At 38.5% G+C, this 18,824-nt stretch carries 17 protein-coding genes and 1 CRISPR repeat array; of the genes, 3 read left to right on the top strand and 14 right to left on the bottom strand.

Annotation, left to right across the window (positions count from 1 at the left end):
- Positions 1-53: 53 nt before the first annotated feature.
- A CRISPR array of direct repeats spans positions 54-531; the repeat unit is 37 nt; unit sequence GTTTCAATCCCCTATAACGGGTCATTATCTTTGCTAC.
- 443 nt (positions 532-974) lie between these two features.
- A complete protein-coding gene (locus BAZO_RS01465) occupies positions 975-1,367 on the top strand; it encodes a hypothetical protein (RefSeq protein ID WP_003329419.1) in 393 nt (130 codons plus the stop codon).
- A 38-nt stretch (positions 1,368-1,405) separates the two neighbouring features.
- Here the strand turns inward: BAZO_RS01465 and BAZO_RS01460 are convergent, their stop codons facing one another.
- Genes BAZO_RS01460 through BAZO_RS01440 form a run of 5 tightly spaced genes read right to left on the bottom strand, consistent with a single transcriptional unit; the run spans position 1,406 to position 6,184 of the window.
- Entirely contained in the window at positions 1,406-1,882 is a 477-nt protein-coding gene (locus tag BAZO_RS01460) for a (2Fe-2S)-binding protein (RefSeq protein WP_003329418.1), read from the bottom strand.
- Positions 1,879-2,745 (bottom strand): FAD binding domain-containing protein, encoded by an 867-nt coding sequence (locus tag BAZO_RS01455; RefSeq protein ID WP_003329417.1) that lies wholly within the window; start codon positions 2,743-2,745, stop codon positions 1,879-1,881. The genes BAZO_RS01460 and BAZO_RS01455 overlap by 4 nt, the downstream gene beginning before the upstream one ends.
- Positions 2,715-5,060, bottom strand: coding sequence for a xanthine dehydrogenase family protein molybdopterin-binding subunit (locus tag BAZO_RS01450; protein WP_003329416.1), 2,346 nt, complete (start codon positions 5,058-5,060; stop codon positions 2,715-2,717). Before BAZO_RS01450 ends, BAZO_RS01455 begins: the two co-directional genes overlap by 31 nt.
- A 32-nt stretch (positions 5,061-5,092) precedes the next feature.
- Complete coding sequence (locus tag BAZO_RS01445; protein ID WP_003329415.1) at positions 5,093-5,281, bottom strand: capping complex subunit for YIEGIA; 189 nt, start codon at positions 5,279-5,281, stop codon at positions 5,093-5,095.
- 24 nt (positions 5,282-5,305) lie between these two features.
- Positions 5,306-6,184, bottom strand: coding sequence for a YIEGIA family protein (locus BAZO_RS01440; RefSeq protein ID WP_003329414.1), 879 nt, complete (start codon positions 6,182-6,184; stop codon positions 5,306-5,308).
- Between the two features lie 220 nt (positions 6,185-6,404).
- On the opposite strand from BAZO_RS01440, the gene BAZO_RS01435 reads away from it, so the two are divergent.
- Positions 6,405-6,656: a hypothetical protein gene (locus BAZO_RS01435; protein ID WP_152551299.1), complete on the top strand. Its 252-nt coding sequence runs from the start codon at positions 6,405-6,407 to the stop codon at positions 6,654-6,656.
- 26 nt (positions 6,657-6,682) lie between these two features.
- On the opposite strand, the gene BAZO_RS01430 is transcribed toward BAZO_RS01435, so the two are convergent.
- From BAZO_RS01430 to BAZO_RS01390, 9 genes are all read right to left on the bottom strand, one after another.
- Positions 6,683-8,782 (bottom strand): tetratricopeptide repeat protein, encoded by a 2,100-nt coding sequence (locus tag BAZO_RS01430; RefSeq protein WP_003329412.1) that lies wholly within the window; start codon positions 8,780-8,782, stop codon positions 6,683-6,685.
- 148 nt (positions 8,783-8,930) lie between these two features.
- Complete coding sequence (locus tag BAZO_RS01425; RefSeq protein WP_003329411.1) at positions 8,931-10,802, bottom strand: dipeptide ABC transporter ATP-binding protein; 1,872 nt, start codon at positions 10,800-10,802, stop codon at positions 8,931-8,933.
- 67 nt (positions 10,803-10,869) lie between these two features.
- Complete coding sequence (locus tag BAZO_RS01420; RefSeq protein WP_003329410.1) at positions 10,870-11,709, bottom strand: ABC transporter permease; 840 nt, start codon at positions 11,707-11,709, stop codon at positions 10,870-10,872.
- Complete coding sequence (locus tag BAZO_RS01415) at positions 11,702-12,646, bottom strand: ABC transporter permease (protein WP_003329409.1); 945 nt, start codon at positions 12,644-12,646, stop codon at positions 11,702-11,704. Before BAZO_RS01415 ends, BAZO_RS01420 begins: the two co-directional genes overlap by 8 nt.
- An 18-nt stretch (positions 12,647-12,664) precedes the next feature.
- The gene (locus tag BAZO_RS01410; RefSeq protein WP_003329408.1) at positions 12,665-13,426 is read right to left on the bottom strand and encodes a nucleotide-binding protein; all 762 of its coding nucleotides are present in this window, start codon (positions 13,424-13,426) and stop codon (positions 12,665-12,667) included.
- Between the two features lie 26 nt (positions 13,427-13,452).
- Positions 13,453-14,736, bottom strand: coding sequence for a nitrogenase component 1 (locus tag BAZO_RS01405; protein ID WP_235786685.1), 1,284 nt, complete (start codon positions 14,734-14,736; stop codon positions 13,453-13,455).
- A gap of 1 nt (position 14,737) precedes the next feature.
- The gene (locus BAZO_RS01400; RefSeq protein ID WP_003329405.1) at positions 14,738-15,976 is read right to left on the bottom strand and encodes a nitrogenase component 1; all 1,239 of its coding nucleotides are present in this window, start codon (positions 15,974-15,976) and stop codon (positions 14,738-14,740) included.
- 15 nt (positions 15,977-15,991) lie between these two features.
- The gene (locus BAZO_RS01395) at positions 15,992-17,608 is read right to left on the bottom strand and encodes an ABC transporter substrate-binding protein (RefSeq protein ID WP_003329404.1); all 1,617 of its coding nucleotides are present in this window, start codon (positions 17,606-17,608) and stop codon (positions 15,992-15,994) included.
- A 139-nt stretch (positions 17,609-17,747) separates the two neighbouring features.
- The gene (locus BAZO_RS01390) at positions 17,748-18,401 is read right to left on the bottom strand and encodes a hypothetical protein (RefSeq protein ID WP_003329403.1); all 654 of its coding nucleotides are present in this window, start codon (positions 18,399-18,401) and stop codon (positions 17,748-17,750) included.
- Between the two features lie 52 nt (positions 18,402-18,453).
- Between BAZO_RS01390 and BAZO_RS22840 the strand changes: the two genes are divergently transcribed.
- Positions 18,454-18,558 carry a putative holin-like toxin gene (locus tag BAZO_RS22840; RefSeq protein ID WP_157382038.1) on the top strand — a complete coding sequence of 35 codons (105 nt, stop codon included), beginning with the start codon at positions 18,454-18,456 and terminating at the stop codon, positions 18,556-18,558.
- The last annotated feature ends 266 nt before the right edge of the window (positions 18,559-18,824 follow it).

Here is an 18,824-nt window from a genome sequence, read left to right as displayed (position 1 = left end):
TCATTATCTTTGCTACACAGAGAGCAATTTAATACTGATAAGTTTAATTATCTGTTTCAATCCCCTATAACGGGTCATTATCTTTGCTACAGTTTGGTAATTATGGTGACTACAACTTTGAAGAGGTTTCAATCCCCTATAACGGGTCATTATCTTTGCTACATTGGAGATTTCAGTTTATTTGATTTGGGCGGTAGAAGTTTCAATCCCCTATAACGGGTCATTATCTTTGCTACGGAATTAATAAAGAGTGGTTTATAGACATGGTTAAAGTTTCAATCCCCTATAACGGGTCATTATCTTTGCTACCTAAGCCGAATTAATAGCCTAGCTCTAGGCAAAGCGCGTTTCAATCCCCTATAACGGGTCATTATCTTTGCTACTATTCTGTTGTATGTTTCCACTGTTCTCAATGCTGGATGTTTCAATCCCCTATAACGGGTCATTATCTTTGCTACTAATAATTGATAAGTTGTACCGCTTCATGATAATAAGTTTCAATCCCCTATAACGGGTCATTATCTTTGCTACCGCAAATTTGTAGCCCTCATAAACATTATTATATCAGCATTTTCGAATAATTGTAATGTAGATAATTAAGCTATTTTTTCGAAGATAATAAAATTGCATTAATTATAGGACCGCCTTCGAAAAACATTTAAATCCTATATTTGATATGCTGCCTTTATTTTCTCCAATAAATTAGCATCAATTATTATTTATAGTATTACATCAGAATATTTTCTCCAAAATGTATGAAGAGGAAGCTGGATACTGTGAGGTACAGGCTTTCCCATCAGTAGCGCATTTTCTAAGCAATGCTATACAAACAAGAGGACCTTTTAAAGTACCAATAGACAGTTCGGATTTTCTGTGTAAACTTGGTGAATAAAGCGCATTTGTCTTTGTGGATAAATAAACTAATTTGTAGAAAACTACAAATAATTGATTTCTACTAGGAAAGGAGCAACTATATGAACACAACCGGACAACAACCCAAAAAGAATCAAAGCTTTGAGCAACAACAAATGGCAGGGCAACAGCAGCAACTACAAGAAAACCAGCCACAATTAGAACAACTATTTAAAGAACAAAAGAAACAAGCTCTACAAGCAATGCTGCAGGCAGAACAAACACTACAACAAAGTGCGTCCGTAAACAATCTACAATCAATGCAACAAGCACAACAAAGTCTTAACCAAGCCACCCAACTATTAAATCAAATGCAAGGAGTGGCAGTCACATACTCAACAACAGCAAAGCAGCAACAAATAGAACAGGTTCAACAGCAAATCGAACAAGCATCGCAAACCCTCAGTCTGATTGAGTCACTGAATGATCAAAATAATAGCTTTCAAAAAGGATAAAAGAATCCCGGCTTTTTAAAATAGCCGGGTTTCGTATTTTACAGAATTCCTTCCTTTAGAACCGTCTTAACCGCATCCTTTATTTCCTGATACCCCGTACAACGACAGAGATTAGAAGCCATCCATTCTTCAATTACTTCATCATCAGCATCCGGGTGTTTAGTGGCCAGTGCATGACAGTTTAAAATAAAGCCAGGCGTACAATATCCACATTGGATCGCCCACTTTTCAACAAATGTTTGCTCAATAGGAGAGCCCATTAAACCTTCTATTGTTGTAATTGGTTGATTAATGGCTTCGACAGTCAAACAAAGGCATGAATGCATGGGCTCTCCATTAACAAGGACTGTACATGCTCCGCAGTCCCCATTTTCACATGCATTTTTTGCACCGCTCAAACCTAACTGTTCCCTTAATGTATGTAGTAGTGTATCCGCTGATCGAACCATTACATCTTTACTTTCTCCGTTTACATGAAGACGTAAAACAGATTTTGAAGAACCATTCGATATCATGCATTTTCCTCCTTCAAGGTTTGGATTACATCCTCCAGCATATTACGTAAAACAAATTCCCTATACTCTGCTGAACCTTCGAAATTATCCACTACCCTTGAAGGAAGTTGGGTAAGCGCCTTTGTAATACGATCATCAACAGATAAGGTATCATCATTCAATGTACTCTCTATATCAATTGAACGAAATGGATATTCACATACACCACTAATCGCCGCTCTTATCTGATTGTCTCTTTTTAGTGCTGAAACCGATGCAAGCGGATACCCGATTTTAGATAGTCTTGTTTTCTTCAGACTAACGCAAGGGCAATCAAGATAAGCTTTTTCAATTAAAATTTGAACGAGAAACTGTCCATCCTTTAGCTCCATATTATTTTTCATTACATCTTCCAAAAAGAGAATCTCTTCCCCTTCTATGCCCACTACTATCACCTTAGAATCCGTTAAAAGAAGGGCCAAAAGCCCTTCTCGATATTTAAGCTGGCTGAAAAGATTGCCTCCAATCGTGATTTTGTTTCTAGATGTATGGTCGGCAACCTTCTTTACAGCTTCCCCAAGAAGCGGAAAAACCTTCGACTCTGTTATTTTATTTAATGAAACCGCAGCACCAATGACCAATTCATCTCCTCGAACTTTCAGTAGGTGACATTCGGGGATTCCTTTAAGATCAATAATTGCATCTGTTGTAATTTTATTGGTTCTCGCAAATGTTATGAATTCAGTTCCGCCACTAATATAGGTAGCTGTTTGTCCCCTATTGGAAATCGTTTGATAGAGTTGAACAGCTTCAGAGATTGTCGATGGCTTGTAGTATTCAAAGTCAAATGAAATTATACTAAGCCCTCCCTTTTTGTCTTCCAAATTAATTCGGGTGTGAGAGGCAAATGATTTAGCTCCACTTGCGATGCATTTGAAAGAGCATTAGCGAGCGCTGCTGGTACACCGATTACTCCATATTCACCTATTCCTCGTGCACCGTATGGCCCATCTGCTGCAGGGGACTCGATAAAGTCTACAAGGTATTCACATGGTTGTTCACCAAATCTCAGCATTTGATAGGTACGTAATTGAGGGTTCTGAACAATGCCTTCATCGTTAAAAACAAAGGTTTCACTGCTAGCAAAGCTTAGTCCTAAATACATACCCCCTCTCATTTGTTGAGTAGCCATCGCCGGATTGATAATGGTTCCACCATCCAGGACTATTGCAGCTTTTAAGATTTTATATGTATAATCCCGTGTATCCCATTCAACCTCAATCGCCTGAACTCCTACTGACCACCAAGGTCCGGGTTTGCCGAAGCCTGTTTCTTGATCCATTGGAGTTAAATGTCTTTGAATATATTTTCCGTGACCCACAATTTGACCTTCAATTGCATGACCATTTGGAAATTTGTAGCCAATCGCTATATCCTCAAATTTAACCCCATATTCAGGGTTCGGTTTCAAGTAAACACGACCGCCACCAATATCTAAGTCTTCAACTGAGCATTGCAAAACTATAGATGCTGTCTTTTTTAATTGGGAAATTGCATCATCTGCAGCTGCCATAACAGCCCGGCCTGCCAAGAAGGTTGTACTGCTGGCAACAGTTCTCCATTGGTGTGGATCATACTGGGTATTTACCTCCATGATTACATGGATTTTATTGATATCGATTTTTAGTTTCTCAGCTAAAATTTGCGCTAACGTTGTTTTTGTACCTTGTCCCAATTCGATTGCAGCACAATTTAAATTCACATTTCCGTCAGGTTCAAATGTTAAAATAGCTCCTGACTGTGCATTGGTAGCCGTTGTTGATGTCTTCCAAAACAAACTAATACCTTTAGAAATGACTTTGTTCTTTTTTGCTTCTTGAGGTTCCTCGTCCCACTTTATTAATTCCTTCGCGCGATCCATACATTTTTTCGCGTCTCCAATATTATTCGCCGTAATAACAGATTGTGTTGGAGAGGAATCTCCAGGTTTTATCGCATTAATCATTCGTAGTTCGGTAGGGTCTATGTTTAATTTCTTTGCTAGCTGATCCATCGTACGTTCGACAGCAAAAGTTAGTTCCGGGTGCGCATATCCCCGAAAAGACGTAGCAAATGGATGATTTGTAAACATACAGTACGAATCACACCAGACGTTGGGCACATTGTAAGGCCCTGTACAATCAAGCGCCATTGCTCTCGTAATACCTGCGGCCTGATCGGTATAGGCACCCGAATCTATCAAATACGTATATTGTCCAGCAATGATTTTACCCTGTTGATCGACTCCGAGTGCAACCGTAGCTTCTAGGCCAATATGACAGGGCGCTGTTATCAAATCCTCTTCGCGTTCAAAATTTAATCTCACCATTTTTCCACCAACGGCCTTAGAGGCTAAGTATGCAAGAGGCTCTAACTGTACAGTTCCCTTTCCACCAAATGCCCCACCAACCATCGGGGCATGGACAATGACATTTCCAACTTCGATATTAAAAAATTGATTCAATACTTTTTTAATCGTGTAGGGTGATTGGGTTGTAGAATGAACGACTACTTTCCCTACCGGGGTAATCTCTACCCTTACACAGCGTGTTTCCAAAGCAGCATGGTCCGATAGATTAAATGAATATGTAGCTTTTATCTTTTCCGTACATTGGCCCCAGGCAGAAACAAAATCGCCTTTGCGAATTTTAATATGACTTCCTATATTTGTACCTGAAACTGGATACACATTGCTGATCAATTTCATATATTGTCCTGCATTTTCATGAACTAATATATCCTTATTTTGAAAGGCTTCTCGAACAGAATTGACGACTGGCAACGATTCGTATTCAACTTTAACTAATGAAGCAGCCCTTTTCGCTTGATGTTCATGGTCAGCAACAATAATAGCGATTGGTTCACCATAATATCTCACCTTTTCAAATGCCAATGGGGGGCGGTCTGCTAAAATCGGCCCAATATGGTAGGGAAACATTTCACCTGTAACAATTGCCCGTATCCCTTGAACCTTCCATGCTTCAGTACTATCAATGGACTTAATTTTGGCATGTGCATATTCGCTTGTAACCAATTTAGCATGTAACATACCCGGTACCGTTAGATCACCAATGTATCGTAAAGTACCTGCGGCCTTTTCCACCGTATCAATCCTTTGTATCGTTTTCCCTACTGATGACCTTATTTTATTTTCCAACATGAGCGCCCTCCGTTCCACATTACATGTTTATTTCAGTGTGCCACTATGATCATCGTATCCTCATTAACTTCGTGTGCTGAAGCATCGAGGGTTTTTTCTAACATCGAGCTTGTATTTTGAAGTGATTCCGCATCCTTGGTTATAAAAATTGGAGCACCGCCAGCTAATACATTTTCAGGTTTTGTCGTAATGATCGCGATTATTTTAGTTGGTTGTTCCATGATCAATATCTCCTAAATTCATTTTTATTGTTTCCCTTTATCCGATTGACGTGGAAGACGAATCGCGCTGTCAAGAATAGGTACATGTTTTAGTACCTCCTTAATTTGTTTAAAATCCTTCTCTCTTGGTAAAAAAAATAATGCAATTCTTCCATCTTCCATATCTCTTTTTGATAAAGGAATCAAATCTGGCTCACCTGAATCAAGGTATGAACCGAGCACATTTGAAATATGATGAAGCATGGCCTGCCTTTGTCCAAGATGAGATAAAGTTACAATGCCATTTTCATTTTTAGGTGTAATGATGGCACCAACTGCCTTTTCTTTAATGATCTTACGACTTTTCACTAGTCCAACATTTTTAATATGAATATCACTTACAAAGAGGTTAGGACCTTCAAAACGAATTTCCCCTTCTGAAATCTCAGCCATTTGTATCAAAACTTTCCCTTTAATTCTTGGTTTCACAATAATAACAAGTACAAGTCCAACTACCATTCCTAACCATATATTATAGACAGCAACCAATGTGGAAATAAGGGCTGAAAACATGACAACATAATTCCGACCTTCAAAAGCTTGAGCCATTCCTTCAATAAATGCTTCTCCTCTTTTTACTAGTTCCTTATTATCAATTATTTCTAAAGTCTCCCTTTCCATTTTCCGAACTTCTCGGAACTGTGTCGCGGCAAGACCCAAAAATGTTACAGCAGCCCAATTAGATTCTAAAACGGAAGGCACAGCAACAGCCCCAATAAAGGCCGCAATGAATCCAAACGAAAGATGAATAATTCTGCCCGTCGGATATGTTGGATATTGTCTGAAATCAGTTCGTAACAAGATGATTCGCGCAACAAAACCTACCAAAGTGCCAACTATAACGGGTAGTACATATTTCTCCATTTATATAACCCCCCTGCTCCACGTTGATTAAGAACCTAGACGGTAATTAGGGTAACCAATATAAAAAATGTTATGACTTTCCAAATTGCCCTTTTACCGTAATTTTCAACTGAATGGAACCCTTTTCAAATTGTCACAATATATCCATAACATCATATAGGAAGTTAAAGAAAATCGTAGAATTTTTAGATTTAGGGGTAAAAGAGAGGTGAGTTTTGCCGTGGTGAAAAAAATGTGGAATTGGTTTTGGTATCGGCCTGAAAAGGTAAGTTATCGTATTTGGATTGACGATGATAGATACATTGCATCTGCATCGAATGAAGCTTTAACCGTTTATAATTATGGTAGTACCCCTGATATGGCAAAAGAAGCAGCGCTTTTTCAACTTCAACAAACCTTAAAGAAGAAAGAAAAAAGAGAACGTAAATTCATTACCAGAGGGAATGGTTATGTATTATACAGAGTTAAATAAGACAAAGCCCTTCCACACAGGAAGGGCTAATTTTTATTTACGGCGTACATCAATTCGTATTGAAGTATCTTTAATTCGAATAAAGTTAATGGATCGCGATAAATTTCTGGGTTTTCCCGCATGTACTGTAAGGATTCTTTATGCTGTTCAATATTGCTCTGTGCTTCCTCACTTGTTCTATTTAATATATCAAATGGATTAGAGAAAAACATGCTAATATCCCGTTCTATCGATCTCTCAAATAATTCTAATTGCTGAATGAACGGATGTAAAATGGAATGTGCCGTTTGATTGTAATCAGCATTTTCAATAAAGTTCTTGTATGTACTATGAAGTTTTTCTTTGCTTTTTGATATCGTACCAAACAGTTTGCCAACACTTTTTAACAAAAACTGCAATGGAGTATTGCGTAACATTATATTTTCTTGTTCGAGATGTACAATCCCCCTTGTTAATCGGTCCATATCCCTCTTCCAATCTACCAACACCTTTATGTCACAATTCAATGCAATTTTATCTTCACCACATATATTATTCAAACTTTCGCTTATTTCATCTAAATAAGCCTGGGTGCTCTTAAACTCTCCTTCACAATCCGCAATCCATCTTTGAATTTCATTTTCAAATTCAAGCAACGCTGTATTCTTCATATAATCCGCAATCCGGCGATTCATTTCTTCATTTAGCCTAACATGAATTCTTCCAAAATCACTGTCTAGCTTAACTATGTCAGAACAATTTCGAAGCACTTCAGGGATCGTGATCATCGAATTCTCTATCCATTGATTTTTTATTTTTTTGAATGAAGATGTAATAGCTTTATCTTTACTCTCTTCCATATCATTCAGTTGATACTGTATGCCATTAATCTTAATGAGTAGCTCTTCATTTAAATTAATGTTATCAATAATGGTATTTTCCTCTTCAACTTTTTTACCAATAAGAAACCCAAGTGCCTTTTTTATAATATAAAGAAGCTTAGTGATGCCAACCTCTTCTATATTGGACCCTTCCATCATCGGCTGAATAAATAAAGATAACTCATGCAACAAGCCCTCTTTGTCAGCCCATTTCTTAATAGATTCGAAAAGCCACTTCCCATCGTCTAAACCATTTTGATCCCAGCTTGAACTCTTCAGTATATTTTCAGCCTCACTAACTAAAGAAGCATCAAGATGCGATGGGAAGATCTCGTTCCATGCAATGATCGCGGATAAACAACCCAAAGAATCAGAACCCGAAAATAGCTCCTTCCAGTTAGCGAAATGACTATGGATGATCTCAGAAATGTCCTTTATTAAAAACTTTCCACTAATCAACTCATAGTACGTTTCATTAAACAAGCTCGGAAACATCTTCCAAATATAAGATCCTTCCAAAGTATTATTCAGAAGAAGATGATTGATCTCTTTTAGCCACTGAAAATAATAATCACTTTGTTTATAACTATTCCATAATGCTGTTGCCAGTCTTTCAAATCGAAATTTATCAATGTTAAATAAAGTCATTAATGCTTCATTAAAATAGCTAGGTTCTATACTAATTGTCAGACCCTGCTCAATATATCCTTCCAAAACAGCAAACCATTGAAGTGACTTTGTCCGGATTGCCTCAGTGACAGTAAGCTCCACAGCATTTCCCCAATCCTTGCACTCCTCAAAAAATTCACGAGCCATTTCAGTCACACAAGAATAGTCTGGATTTAAATTAACTGCATTTTTTATGATATTGATCGCAGCTTCAAGTTTTCCTAGTTTTTTATATGCTGAAAATAACTGCAAAAAGACCTCCATATTTAACACTTCCGAATCAGTTATAACGGCCTTATAGATATCCACTGCCAATTCCAGCAAATTCAATTCAAAGTGTGCATCGGCAATATTTTTTTGAGCCCACGGTTTTAGATTTTCATCTAAAACATTTTCCCATTTAAATATCGCAGCTTCATAATCTTGATTTAAAAAATAAATCTCCCCTTGTGCAAAGCGGATCGAAGAAAAGTCTGGTATTTCATTCTCCTTCTCATCCATATACATTTCACCCAAAACTGGGATTGGCTGTCCTGTTTTTTTATCTATTATTATTTGATAATAGGATTTATTGATTAATTCTTTCTCATTCGTCATCATGAACCCCCACATTGCTATTTAGATTGGTGCTTTCCATTTAAGATAGTGACAACTATAGCAAATTCACTGTTACTTTATTATTCGAAGCAGTAATCTGATTTGTGAGGATAAACAAAAAAAATGAGTCCAATCAATGAACTCATTTTTATAAGTATGATGTTTTTGTACTATCCTTTATGGGCCCCGCCGGCGCTGGCGTTGCTGCTGCAATTAATGCTTTGGTATAGGGATGTTTCGGATTTTGAAAAATTTCCGTACATTTGGCCGCTTCAACTATTTTTCCACCATACATGACGATAACTTTATCAGCAATATATTTAACCAATGGCAAGTCATGTGAGATAAAGATCATACTAACTTGCAGATTGGCCTGCAGTTCCTTTAATAAATTCACAATTTGAGCTTGGATAGAGACATCCAATGATGAAACAGGCTCGTCGAGAATGACCATTTTTGGATTCACTGCAAGGGCACGGGCAATCGCAACTCTTTGGCGCTGTCCTCCACTCATTTCATGAGGAAAAACGTGATACTTATCCGGTGGAATTCCAACTAGTTCAAGTAATTCTATCACTCGAAGCTTACCCTCTTTTACCTTCCACCCCGCGACAAGGAGAGGCTCTAAAATCGCTTCACCAATACTCATTCTTGGATTTAGACTTGAGAAGGAATTTTGAAAAACAAAACCAAGTTGTCGATGAAATAATTCTCGGTCCTTCTTCTTTGACAATGGCTTCCCTAAAAAGTTCACAGACCCCGCTGTTGGCTTATATATTCCAACTGCTGTTTGCCATAAGGTTGACTTTCCACAGCCACTTTCTCCGACAATAGCCGTAATTTCACCACGTTCAACAGTAAAGCTTACACCATCAACGGCCTTAAGCTGCTTTCGTGAAAATAAACTTCCTACCTGAAAATGCTTTGTTAAATGATTCACCTCTAAAATAGGCGGTTCATTTTTTATTGAAGATTTTCTTTCCAAATCCCTAGTCCTAGAATGTTCAGAAGTAACAAAATGCATTTTATACTTTTGTTTTTCTTCATTTGATAACGTACAGCATGCTTTATGCCCATGACCAAATGACAAAGAAAAGGATGGCTCTGTTCTCATGCATCTACCTTTCGCAAAAATACACCTAGGATGAAATGAGCACCCATCTGGTAATTGTAGCGCATTGGGAGGCTGTCCTTCTAAAGCAAATAATCTATGCTTATTTGAATCCTCCATTCGCGGGAAGGCTTGAAGTAACGCTTGTGTATAAGGATGCTGCGGATTATCTAAAATATCTTCCGCTAAGCCAAATTCAATCATCTTTCCAGCGTACATGACCATTATTTTATCCGCAAGCGTTACGGTTTCAGCCAAATCATGTGTAATCAACAAGATGGATAAATTCATTTTTCCTTTTAATTCTGCCAGCAATTCTAGTATTTGTTTTTTGATCGTACTATCTAACGCTGTTGTTGGTTCATCTGCAATCAGCAACTGCGGTTTACTTGCCAATGCAATGGCAATCATCACGCGCTGACGGATTCCGCCGCTCAGTTGGTGTGGATATTGCTTTAGTCTCAGAGATGGTTCTGTGACACCAACCTGTTTTAATAGAGCAATACATTCGGCATGAACTGCAGCCTTCGTTATTCCTTTTTCTTTTCTTAATAAAATTGCTTCCTCTAATTGACGACCAACCTTTAACACAGGGTTTAGCGCACTCATCGGATCTTGGAAGACCATTGCAATTTGCTGGCCACGAATTTTATCCCAGTCCATTTCCGTATTCCCAACTAATTCGTTGCCGGAAAAGCGGATGCTTCCATTATCTATTTTTCCATTTTCAGGCAACAACCCTATGACTGATAAAGCTGTGGCTGTTTTCCCTGAGCCGGATTCACCAACAATTGCTAACGTTTCCCCTTTTTCCAATGAAAAATCCAATCCTCTAACAGCCGGTAATTTTCCATTCGCAGTCTGATAGAAAACCGATAAATTTTCTACCTGTAATAATGGATCGTTCATGATATCCGCTCCGTTTATAAGACTCTCTTTTTTCGTTTTTATCGCTAATGTAAGCTATTGAATAATGCTATACTTTGAGATGACTAGGATCATATACATCCCGAAGTTTTTCACCCAAAATTGTGAACGCCGAAACTACGATCATAATTGCTAAACCGGGAAAAAGAAGTAAATATCCATTATCACGCATGTATGGTCTAGCTTCGCTAATCATCATTCCCCATTCTGCTTGTGGGGCTTCAACTCCTAATCCCAATAAAGAAAAGCCCGCTAATGCCACCATAATCCAGCTTATATTTAAAGCTACGATAACTAATAGCTGTGGCATTACATTCGGTAAGATATGTTTCCTAATAATTTTCCATTTAGGTTGCCCATAAAGCTTGGCAGCCAACACATATTCATTTTCCTTAACCGTTAACGTTACTCCCCGGATGACCCGTGCAAAGGAAACCCACCACGATAAAATCATTGCAATACCGAGGTTAACTAGGCCAGGTCCAATAATCCCGACAACAACCAATGCTAAAATACGGCTAGGAAAGGCAAATAATAAATCGACAATTCTCATTAATAGACTATCTACCCATCCACCGGCATATCCTGCTGTCACCCCGACTATCGTCCCAATCATAAAACAGCCTGCCGTAATGATAAGGGCAACGACCATTGTTGTTCTTGTTCCATAAATGATTCTTGAGAACAAATCACGCCCCATATGGTCAGTCCCAAGCCAGTGTTCAGAACTGGGAGGAAGCAACCGGTTCGACAATATGCCAACATTTGGATCATGCGGGGCAAGCCAAGGGGCAAAAATAGCTATTAAAAATAAACCCGCTATAATGATAAGGCTGGCTGTTAACCCTTTATCCTTTGAAAGTTTCTTAACTTTTTTGACCCTAGACATGATTAGTTCCTCCTTTAGAATTCATTCGAGGATCTATATATAAATAGATAAGGTCAACTACTAAATTGATAGAAATAATAATAATCGTAATCAAGAGAACATAACCCTGAAGCAGGGGAATGTCCCGGCTGACAATGGCCTGCAGTCCTAACCGCCCTAACCCTGGCCAATTAAAAATACTTTCGATAATGACTGTGCCGCCTAATAAAAAGCCGACACTTGCCCCTAGTTGAGTAACAACTGGAATTAGAGCATTTCGCAGCGCATGTTTAAACATAACCGTACGCCTTGATAATCCCTTTGCCCTTGCCATCTTAATATAATCTAAGCTTAATTCCTCTAATAAGCTGGCCCTTAAAATTCGAGCCTTCCCTGCACCTAAACCAACCCCTAAAACAATGGAAGGCAGGACAACATGCTGCCATGTACCGTACCCAACAAGTGGAAATACAGACCAGACATAACCGAATAAAAACAATAAAACAAACGATAATAAAAAGTCCGGAATGCAGTTCATTGTTAAGGAAAATCCCAAAATTGCACGGTCAATAAACGAATCTTTATAATAGGCCGCCAACATTCCTAATATAAATGTAATGAAAATACCAATCACAACAGATGTACCTGTCAGTATTAGCGTTGGAGCGATTCTTTGTGTTATTTCTTCCATGACAGGTTGTTCCGTAATCCATGATGTTCCCAAATCAAATTTCAGTGTTTGTATCAGCCAATGTCCATATCGAACTAAAAGAGGATGATCTAGCCCTAATTCGACTTGCACATCCCTGATTAACTCAGGTGTAGGCTGTCCTCCATTTCGCAAAATCATATCCTCAGCGATATCACCGGGCACAAAATTTGTCAGTAGAAAAGTGAGGAAAGAAATAACCAATAATAGTATCGGCAAAATGAGCAAACGCCTGATAACCATTGCCATAAAGAAATCACTCCAAATTTATTTCATTAAAATACTTGCTAATTGTCGATACTTATTTGCCAATTCGGATTCGGGAGCACCCTCAATCACCGTGACACTTTCTTTTTCACACTTTTGAACAATAGGGTCACGCGGAAATGTAAAGGCAAGTTTGGTTCCAATTTCCTCTAATGATTCTAAAACTCTTTGTTCCTCGTTATTTCCACCTTTAGAGTTAAAGATCAATCCCTTTAGCTTTGCATAACCACGATTACGGAATTGATGAACCGCTTGAGAAATATTGTACGCTGCGAATAATGACATTCTTTCACCGGAACTGACGATGTACACATCTTCTGCATAACCATCACGCAATGGAACGGCAAAACCTCCACACACAACGTCCCCTAACACATCATAAATGACAACATCCGGTTGATAGGTTTCAATCGCCTTTAATTCATTCATTTTTCCAAAAGCACCAATGATCCCTTGACCGGCGCAGCCCACTCCAGGAGTGGGGCCGCCTACTTCTACACATAAAACACCGTTAAATCCTTCTATAACAAAGTCTGATAAAGCGATCTGATCTTGTTTTTCCCTAATAACATTCAATACTGTCGGTACTTTGCTTCGTGAAAGCAGCATAGTCGAATCAGCTTTTGGATCACAGCCTATTTGCATAACCTTTAAACCTTGTTCACTTAATGCGGCACTAAGGTTAGCTGAAGTCGTTGATTTTCCAATTCCACCCTTTCCATAAAAGGCAATTCGTTTGATCGGCTTTTTATTTGATGACATACAGAATCCTCCTAGATAGTAAATGTTTATTTCAAAGCGTAACGACTTATTTGATTAAATAACTCTTGAGTTAACGATTGATACCCTTCCCAACCGACTAATGGATTCCCATCATAAATAGTAAATCTGTCATAGGCTGGGGTTGTAACCCGCAACTGAACGGGAGCTTCTTTTGCTAATGTTGTGTCCTCTGCACTCCCCATTAAAATAAACGGCTTGATTTCCTTAAGCACACTTTTCCACTCTAGTTCGTCCGGAGTTACAAACACTCTTTTTACCCCTAAAGCTTCTAGTTCTTCGAGTTCACTATCCTTAGGGGTACTTGTTAAGCGAATGGCTTCCAACGGAAAGCCCCAATCTTCCTGCACTAATTGAGCGAATCCCTTTGCCATTGCTGGAGGGCAGGAGAGCGCAACTGTCCATTTTCTTTGAAAAAACTCCCCGCCCGAGATCATTTCAATATAGTGATGAAAAGAAAATGATCGATCATTTACGAACCCGTTAGCCGGCACTTCTTTTTTTACTGTCTCTGCTAGCTGTTTCATCCACTCATTTGTGCCTTTTTCTCCATATGGCAGGCCATAAATATAAGGGATTCTGAAATGCTCCTCTAAATACCTTGCAGTCTTTAATCCCGCTGCTCTACTAACAATATTGATATCTGCATTCGCTATAGTCTTTAGTTTTTCCGTCATCGTTTCATAGGTTAAAACTGTGTTTACTTCGATTCCAATTAATCCCAGCAATCTCCTAAGATCTTGTTCATCCGCGCTCCAGTTGAATGTTTCAACAGTTGGACCAATAATATTAGCTTTCAAAGTACCACCCACCGGACAAGATTTTTGTTCTGATGACTCCCGACAATAAAAACGGATTAAACTAAAAAGGGCTTCTTCCACACCATTTTCCGCATCTTCTTTCCAAGCTTTATTATGAAACGATAGGATTGGTTGCTTGATATGTGGTGCAACCTCTCTGGCAATGGCCTCAACATCGACCCCAATCAATGATGCAACAGGATTAGGAACTATAACAATTAATGAAACATGATCTTTAGTCGCGATTTCTGTAATAGTCGCTTTTAGCTTCTCTTCACCGCCACTAAGTGCAATATCTTCCTGTTCAAGGCTAGTACTCGCAAAACGGTTATAAATCAACTCTTTTGTTCTTTTCGATGCTGTCACTAGTTCGTAGAAATTACATCCTGCCGTTCCATGATTGATAACAGCAACATCTTTAATCCCAGCAAGAGTCCATAAAATTCCTAAATATTCATTCGTCGGTAAAAATACCGATGAGAGCCTACTCATACTACTCACAATCCATCCCACCCTTAATCAAATGAGCTATATTTTCAAGTTCTTGTTCCACAGCCAAAAAACCTGGACCACTGAAGCTAGCACTAGGGTGACAATGGCTAACATTTCTTGCTTGCAACAGCTCAGAAAGGCCATGCCCAATAAAAATTTGCGGATGATATTGATTTAATAGCTCCTCTAATCTCGATACTTTATTTAAATGGATAACCGGTAAATCAATCCCTTTTTGTTTTAATTCTAAAATATAAGGATTCTCATTTGTAACCGGCATTCTCGTTTGTAAAAACTGCGGTTTCATCCCTAGATTCGTATAAAACAGGGCAGCTTCAGCATTGCTTCCTTCTACTGAACCGATGGCAAACGAAACGCCTGCCAACTGTTTTTTCATTTCTTCCAAGAATTCCAAATGCGTTGCAGCTATTTGAGTAACTTCCTGTTCCAAATTTACCCCTAACTGAATTCCAATTTTATTGTATCCTTGAATAATTTGTTCGGTTAGATACGAGTACTCATAGGATAGATAGGGGGTTCCAAATTGATCTTGCATTTTTTCAGCTAACTGTTTTGCTGCTTTTCCTATTGCAATATTTAATGCAGCTGCAGGTGCGCCTTCTATTTCACTTAAACTACCTGCCCCCGGCAAAACAGAATTGACATCAACACCAGCCCGTTCCAATACTTGAACAAGTTCTGTTTCCTTCCAGTTCGTTGATCTAAGTCCTATAATATTTACAGAATGGGGTTTGACTTTAACAGGCTTCATCACGCCGATCAGCGACGCTAAGAAGTCACTTCTCCCCTTTTGCTGATGCAAGCAGGAATATCCATTTGTTTTTACGACTAATAGCTTTGCACCCATACGGTCTTTCATTGATTTCAGCGCTGCTCCATCAAATCCAATGATTTCTGGAGTACAAGTGGAAATTAGAAAAATGATTTCCGGTTGCAGCCGTCGATCCAACTCTTCTAGAGCATCCTCAATTACCCTGTCAACCCCGAATATCATATCTTCCTGCTTCAAAGTTAATAGGTAAAGATGATCTTCATTACTATTTGGAGCTTGGCCGCGCCGCATTTGCAAAAGCTTTGCATGATATAAGCAGGATGGCGGTGCAATGATTAAAGCTGCACTACTTGGGAAAAAAGGTGCCATCATCGCAACTTCGAACAATCCGCAATGCGCTCCCGGAAACTGAGCCACATCACTTAAATCTTTTTTCACTTCACTCATATTTCATGCCTCCAACTATTCTCTTGATAGTTTGTAAACAAAGCGGAGTGGATCCATCGTATTAGCAAAGTCCCAACCGCTAATGTCCTTTTTCATAATTGTTACTCGATGTGGGTGAAGCAAAAATGCTCCAGGAGCTAAATCCATAACTTCACGCTGAATTTCGTTATAAATTTCACTTCTTTTATCCTGATCAATTGTTGAAACAACATCACTTACTAATTGATCCATCTTTTCATTATTCGTTAAAACCGTTCCACTACCGCGCGTCGTAAAATAGTATTGGAAAAAGTAATAAGGGTCTGCTGCACTTTTGCCGATGCTGCCCAAGCCAACCATATTAAATTGCCTTTTTTTCACAAGCTCGCGAATCACACTGTTATCCCTTAGTTCTAAATTGACCTTGATCCCTAGTTCAGCTAGCTGATTTTGAATAGCTTCTCCCGTTGGTTTCCACGTTCTAGTACCCTCTAATAAAAAGGTTAGCTCTAAAACTTGTCCATCTTTAACTAAAAAGCCATCTTTATTGCGATCCTTCCAACCTGCTTCAGCCAATAATTGCTTTGCCTTTTCAAGGTCATACTGATAGCCTTGAATGCTAGTATCTGTCCAAAGAATTGACTCATCGAAGCCAATTGGACCCACTGCCGGAGTAGCAAAACCTTCATAGATGAACTCCGCTATTTGTCCACGATCAAGGGCATAATTGATAGCTTTTCTAACATTTACATCTTGAAGCGGTCCTGTATTACTATTAAATCCAACCCATTCCAATGAACTTGAATCTGCGTTCATAACAACAGTAAAATCTTTATTATCTTGTAATCTCTTAATTTCTGCCTGAGGGATACCATAACCATCAGCACCGATTAAATCAACTTCACCAGACTCTAACGCCAACACCATCGTTGCTGGATCGGAAATATAGACAACCTGTAACTCATCAATGCTTGGTTTTTCACGCCAATGGCTATCATAAGCAATAAATTCAACTTTTTCTTTACTTTGACTCTTTAATGCAAATGGTCCTGTTCCAATTGGCTTAGCCAAATTTCCTTGTTCATCAAACGAATTCGGACTTGGAATAACACATTGGTAAGACCCGACTAAATTTAAGAAAGGTGCAAATGGTTTTTGCAACTGAAAGACCACTGTGTAGTCATCAGGAGCTACAATATTTTCAATCGGGGCTCTTCTTGAAAAATTTGGATCCTCCATATAGTGATTAAAAGCCTCTAAAACTGCACTGCTTGTAAATGGAGTTCCATCATGGAAAGTAACACCCTCACGTAAGTTAAACGTCCATTCTGTACCTGTCTCGTTAACTGACCATGATTTTGCTAAAGCGCCTTCAAATTGACCTTTAGATGTTTCCAATGCCAATGGTTCAAACACAACTGTCCGTAATACGGTGTTCTCACGGCCATTCCCATAAGGGTCCATTCCTAAATAATCTAGTCCATGACCTAAAGCAATGGTTAAACTTTGATTTTTCTTCTCAGTGTTGGCATCCTTATTTTGGCTGCCAGCCCCACTGCTTTGATTACTGCTGCAGGCCGATAAAATTAACACAAAACTAAAAATCATGAGCCATACTGATAACTTTTTTTGCCCAAAATGCAATAAATTCATAATAAAAGCGATCCCCTTCCAACTTTTTAGTAAAATATTTACGATATTAAAAACACTCTAACAATCGTTATTGAAATAACTTTGAAATTACTATGGGTGTTTTACGTAATTCTTGTTAATTTTTATGTAGTGTGGGTTTTTAAAAATTTGCTCTGTAAGGGACGTATAGTTTTTGTTGTATTTTAGGCAAAAAAAAATACGAGTTTGCATTAAACAAACCCGTAACATTCAGGAAATGAGAGTTTCTTATTTGAAATTCCAATCGGACGTTTTCAATCACCAATTTTGCTAGCCTATCGTGATTGTTTTTAGTTTTTGTGAGTCGTTTAGTTAATTGCATGTATGTGTTTTGATGCTCTGGAGACACAGCAATTCTGCATAGAATTTCATCTAATTTCCTGTACTTTTGGCTCTCTTCCTCAAATTGCGCCTCCACATCTTTCAACTGTTTCCCCCATCGACTTTTATTATCGTAGATGGTTGACTTTGGATTTCTAACGAGCTCATCTTTATGGATTTTTTCCTCTTTTAACAAGGTTATAACCCGATGATTTAACAAATCCAACATTCTTAAAGCGGACTTCAACTCACCTTTTTCAATCAGCAATTCAACCAGAATCTGCTGTGCCGAAACAGGAAGATGTTTTTGAATTTCATTAGTAGTGAATGATAAGTGACGAGCATAAGGGTTTAAACGACCAAAATTAGCCCCTGTGCCAAGAATCCAAACAGGAATTAAGGTCTTAAAACGAGATCCTAAATCCTCAAAAGATAACTGTAGAGCCTTTTCCATTATTCAAACCCTCCCTTATTGACAATACGCCCGATAGAAAGGGGGTGAGAGTATGGTGTCATTCGAAGCAGCAAACTTAGCATTAAGCTTTGGTGCATTTACATTAACATTAATCAGCGTAATAATTGCGCTAATGACACTTAACAAAAAGAAATAGACCACCTCGCCAAAGGAATGGTCTATTTCTGACTACAACTATTGAGCTGTACTGCTCATGCAGCTTTGAATTGTTCAAGCCGTTTGGGATTGCCGTCCCAACGGCTATTTTTTATAATTATCTTATCTAAATAATATTATACCACGAAGGAAGAAATCAAAACAAAGTTTTCCTTCTTTTGTTTAGTTGAATGTTAAAACTACTATGGCTTTATATTATTAACTCCAACCAAGCAACATTTTCTATATGTGTTGAGCAAGCAGTGT

The sequence above is a fragment of the Schinkia azotoformans LMG 9581 genome (genome assembly GCF_000307855.1).
Taxonomy (GTDB): domain Bacteria; phylum Bacillota; class Bacilli; order Bacillales; family Bacillaceae_J; genus Schinkia; species Schinkia azotoformans.
This window is presented reverse-complemented; position numbering and strand designations above follow the sequence as displayed.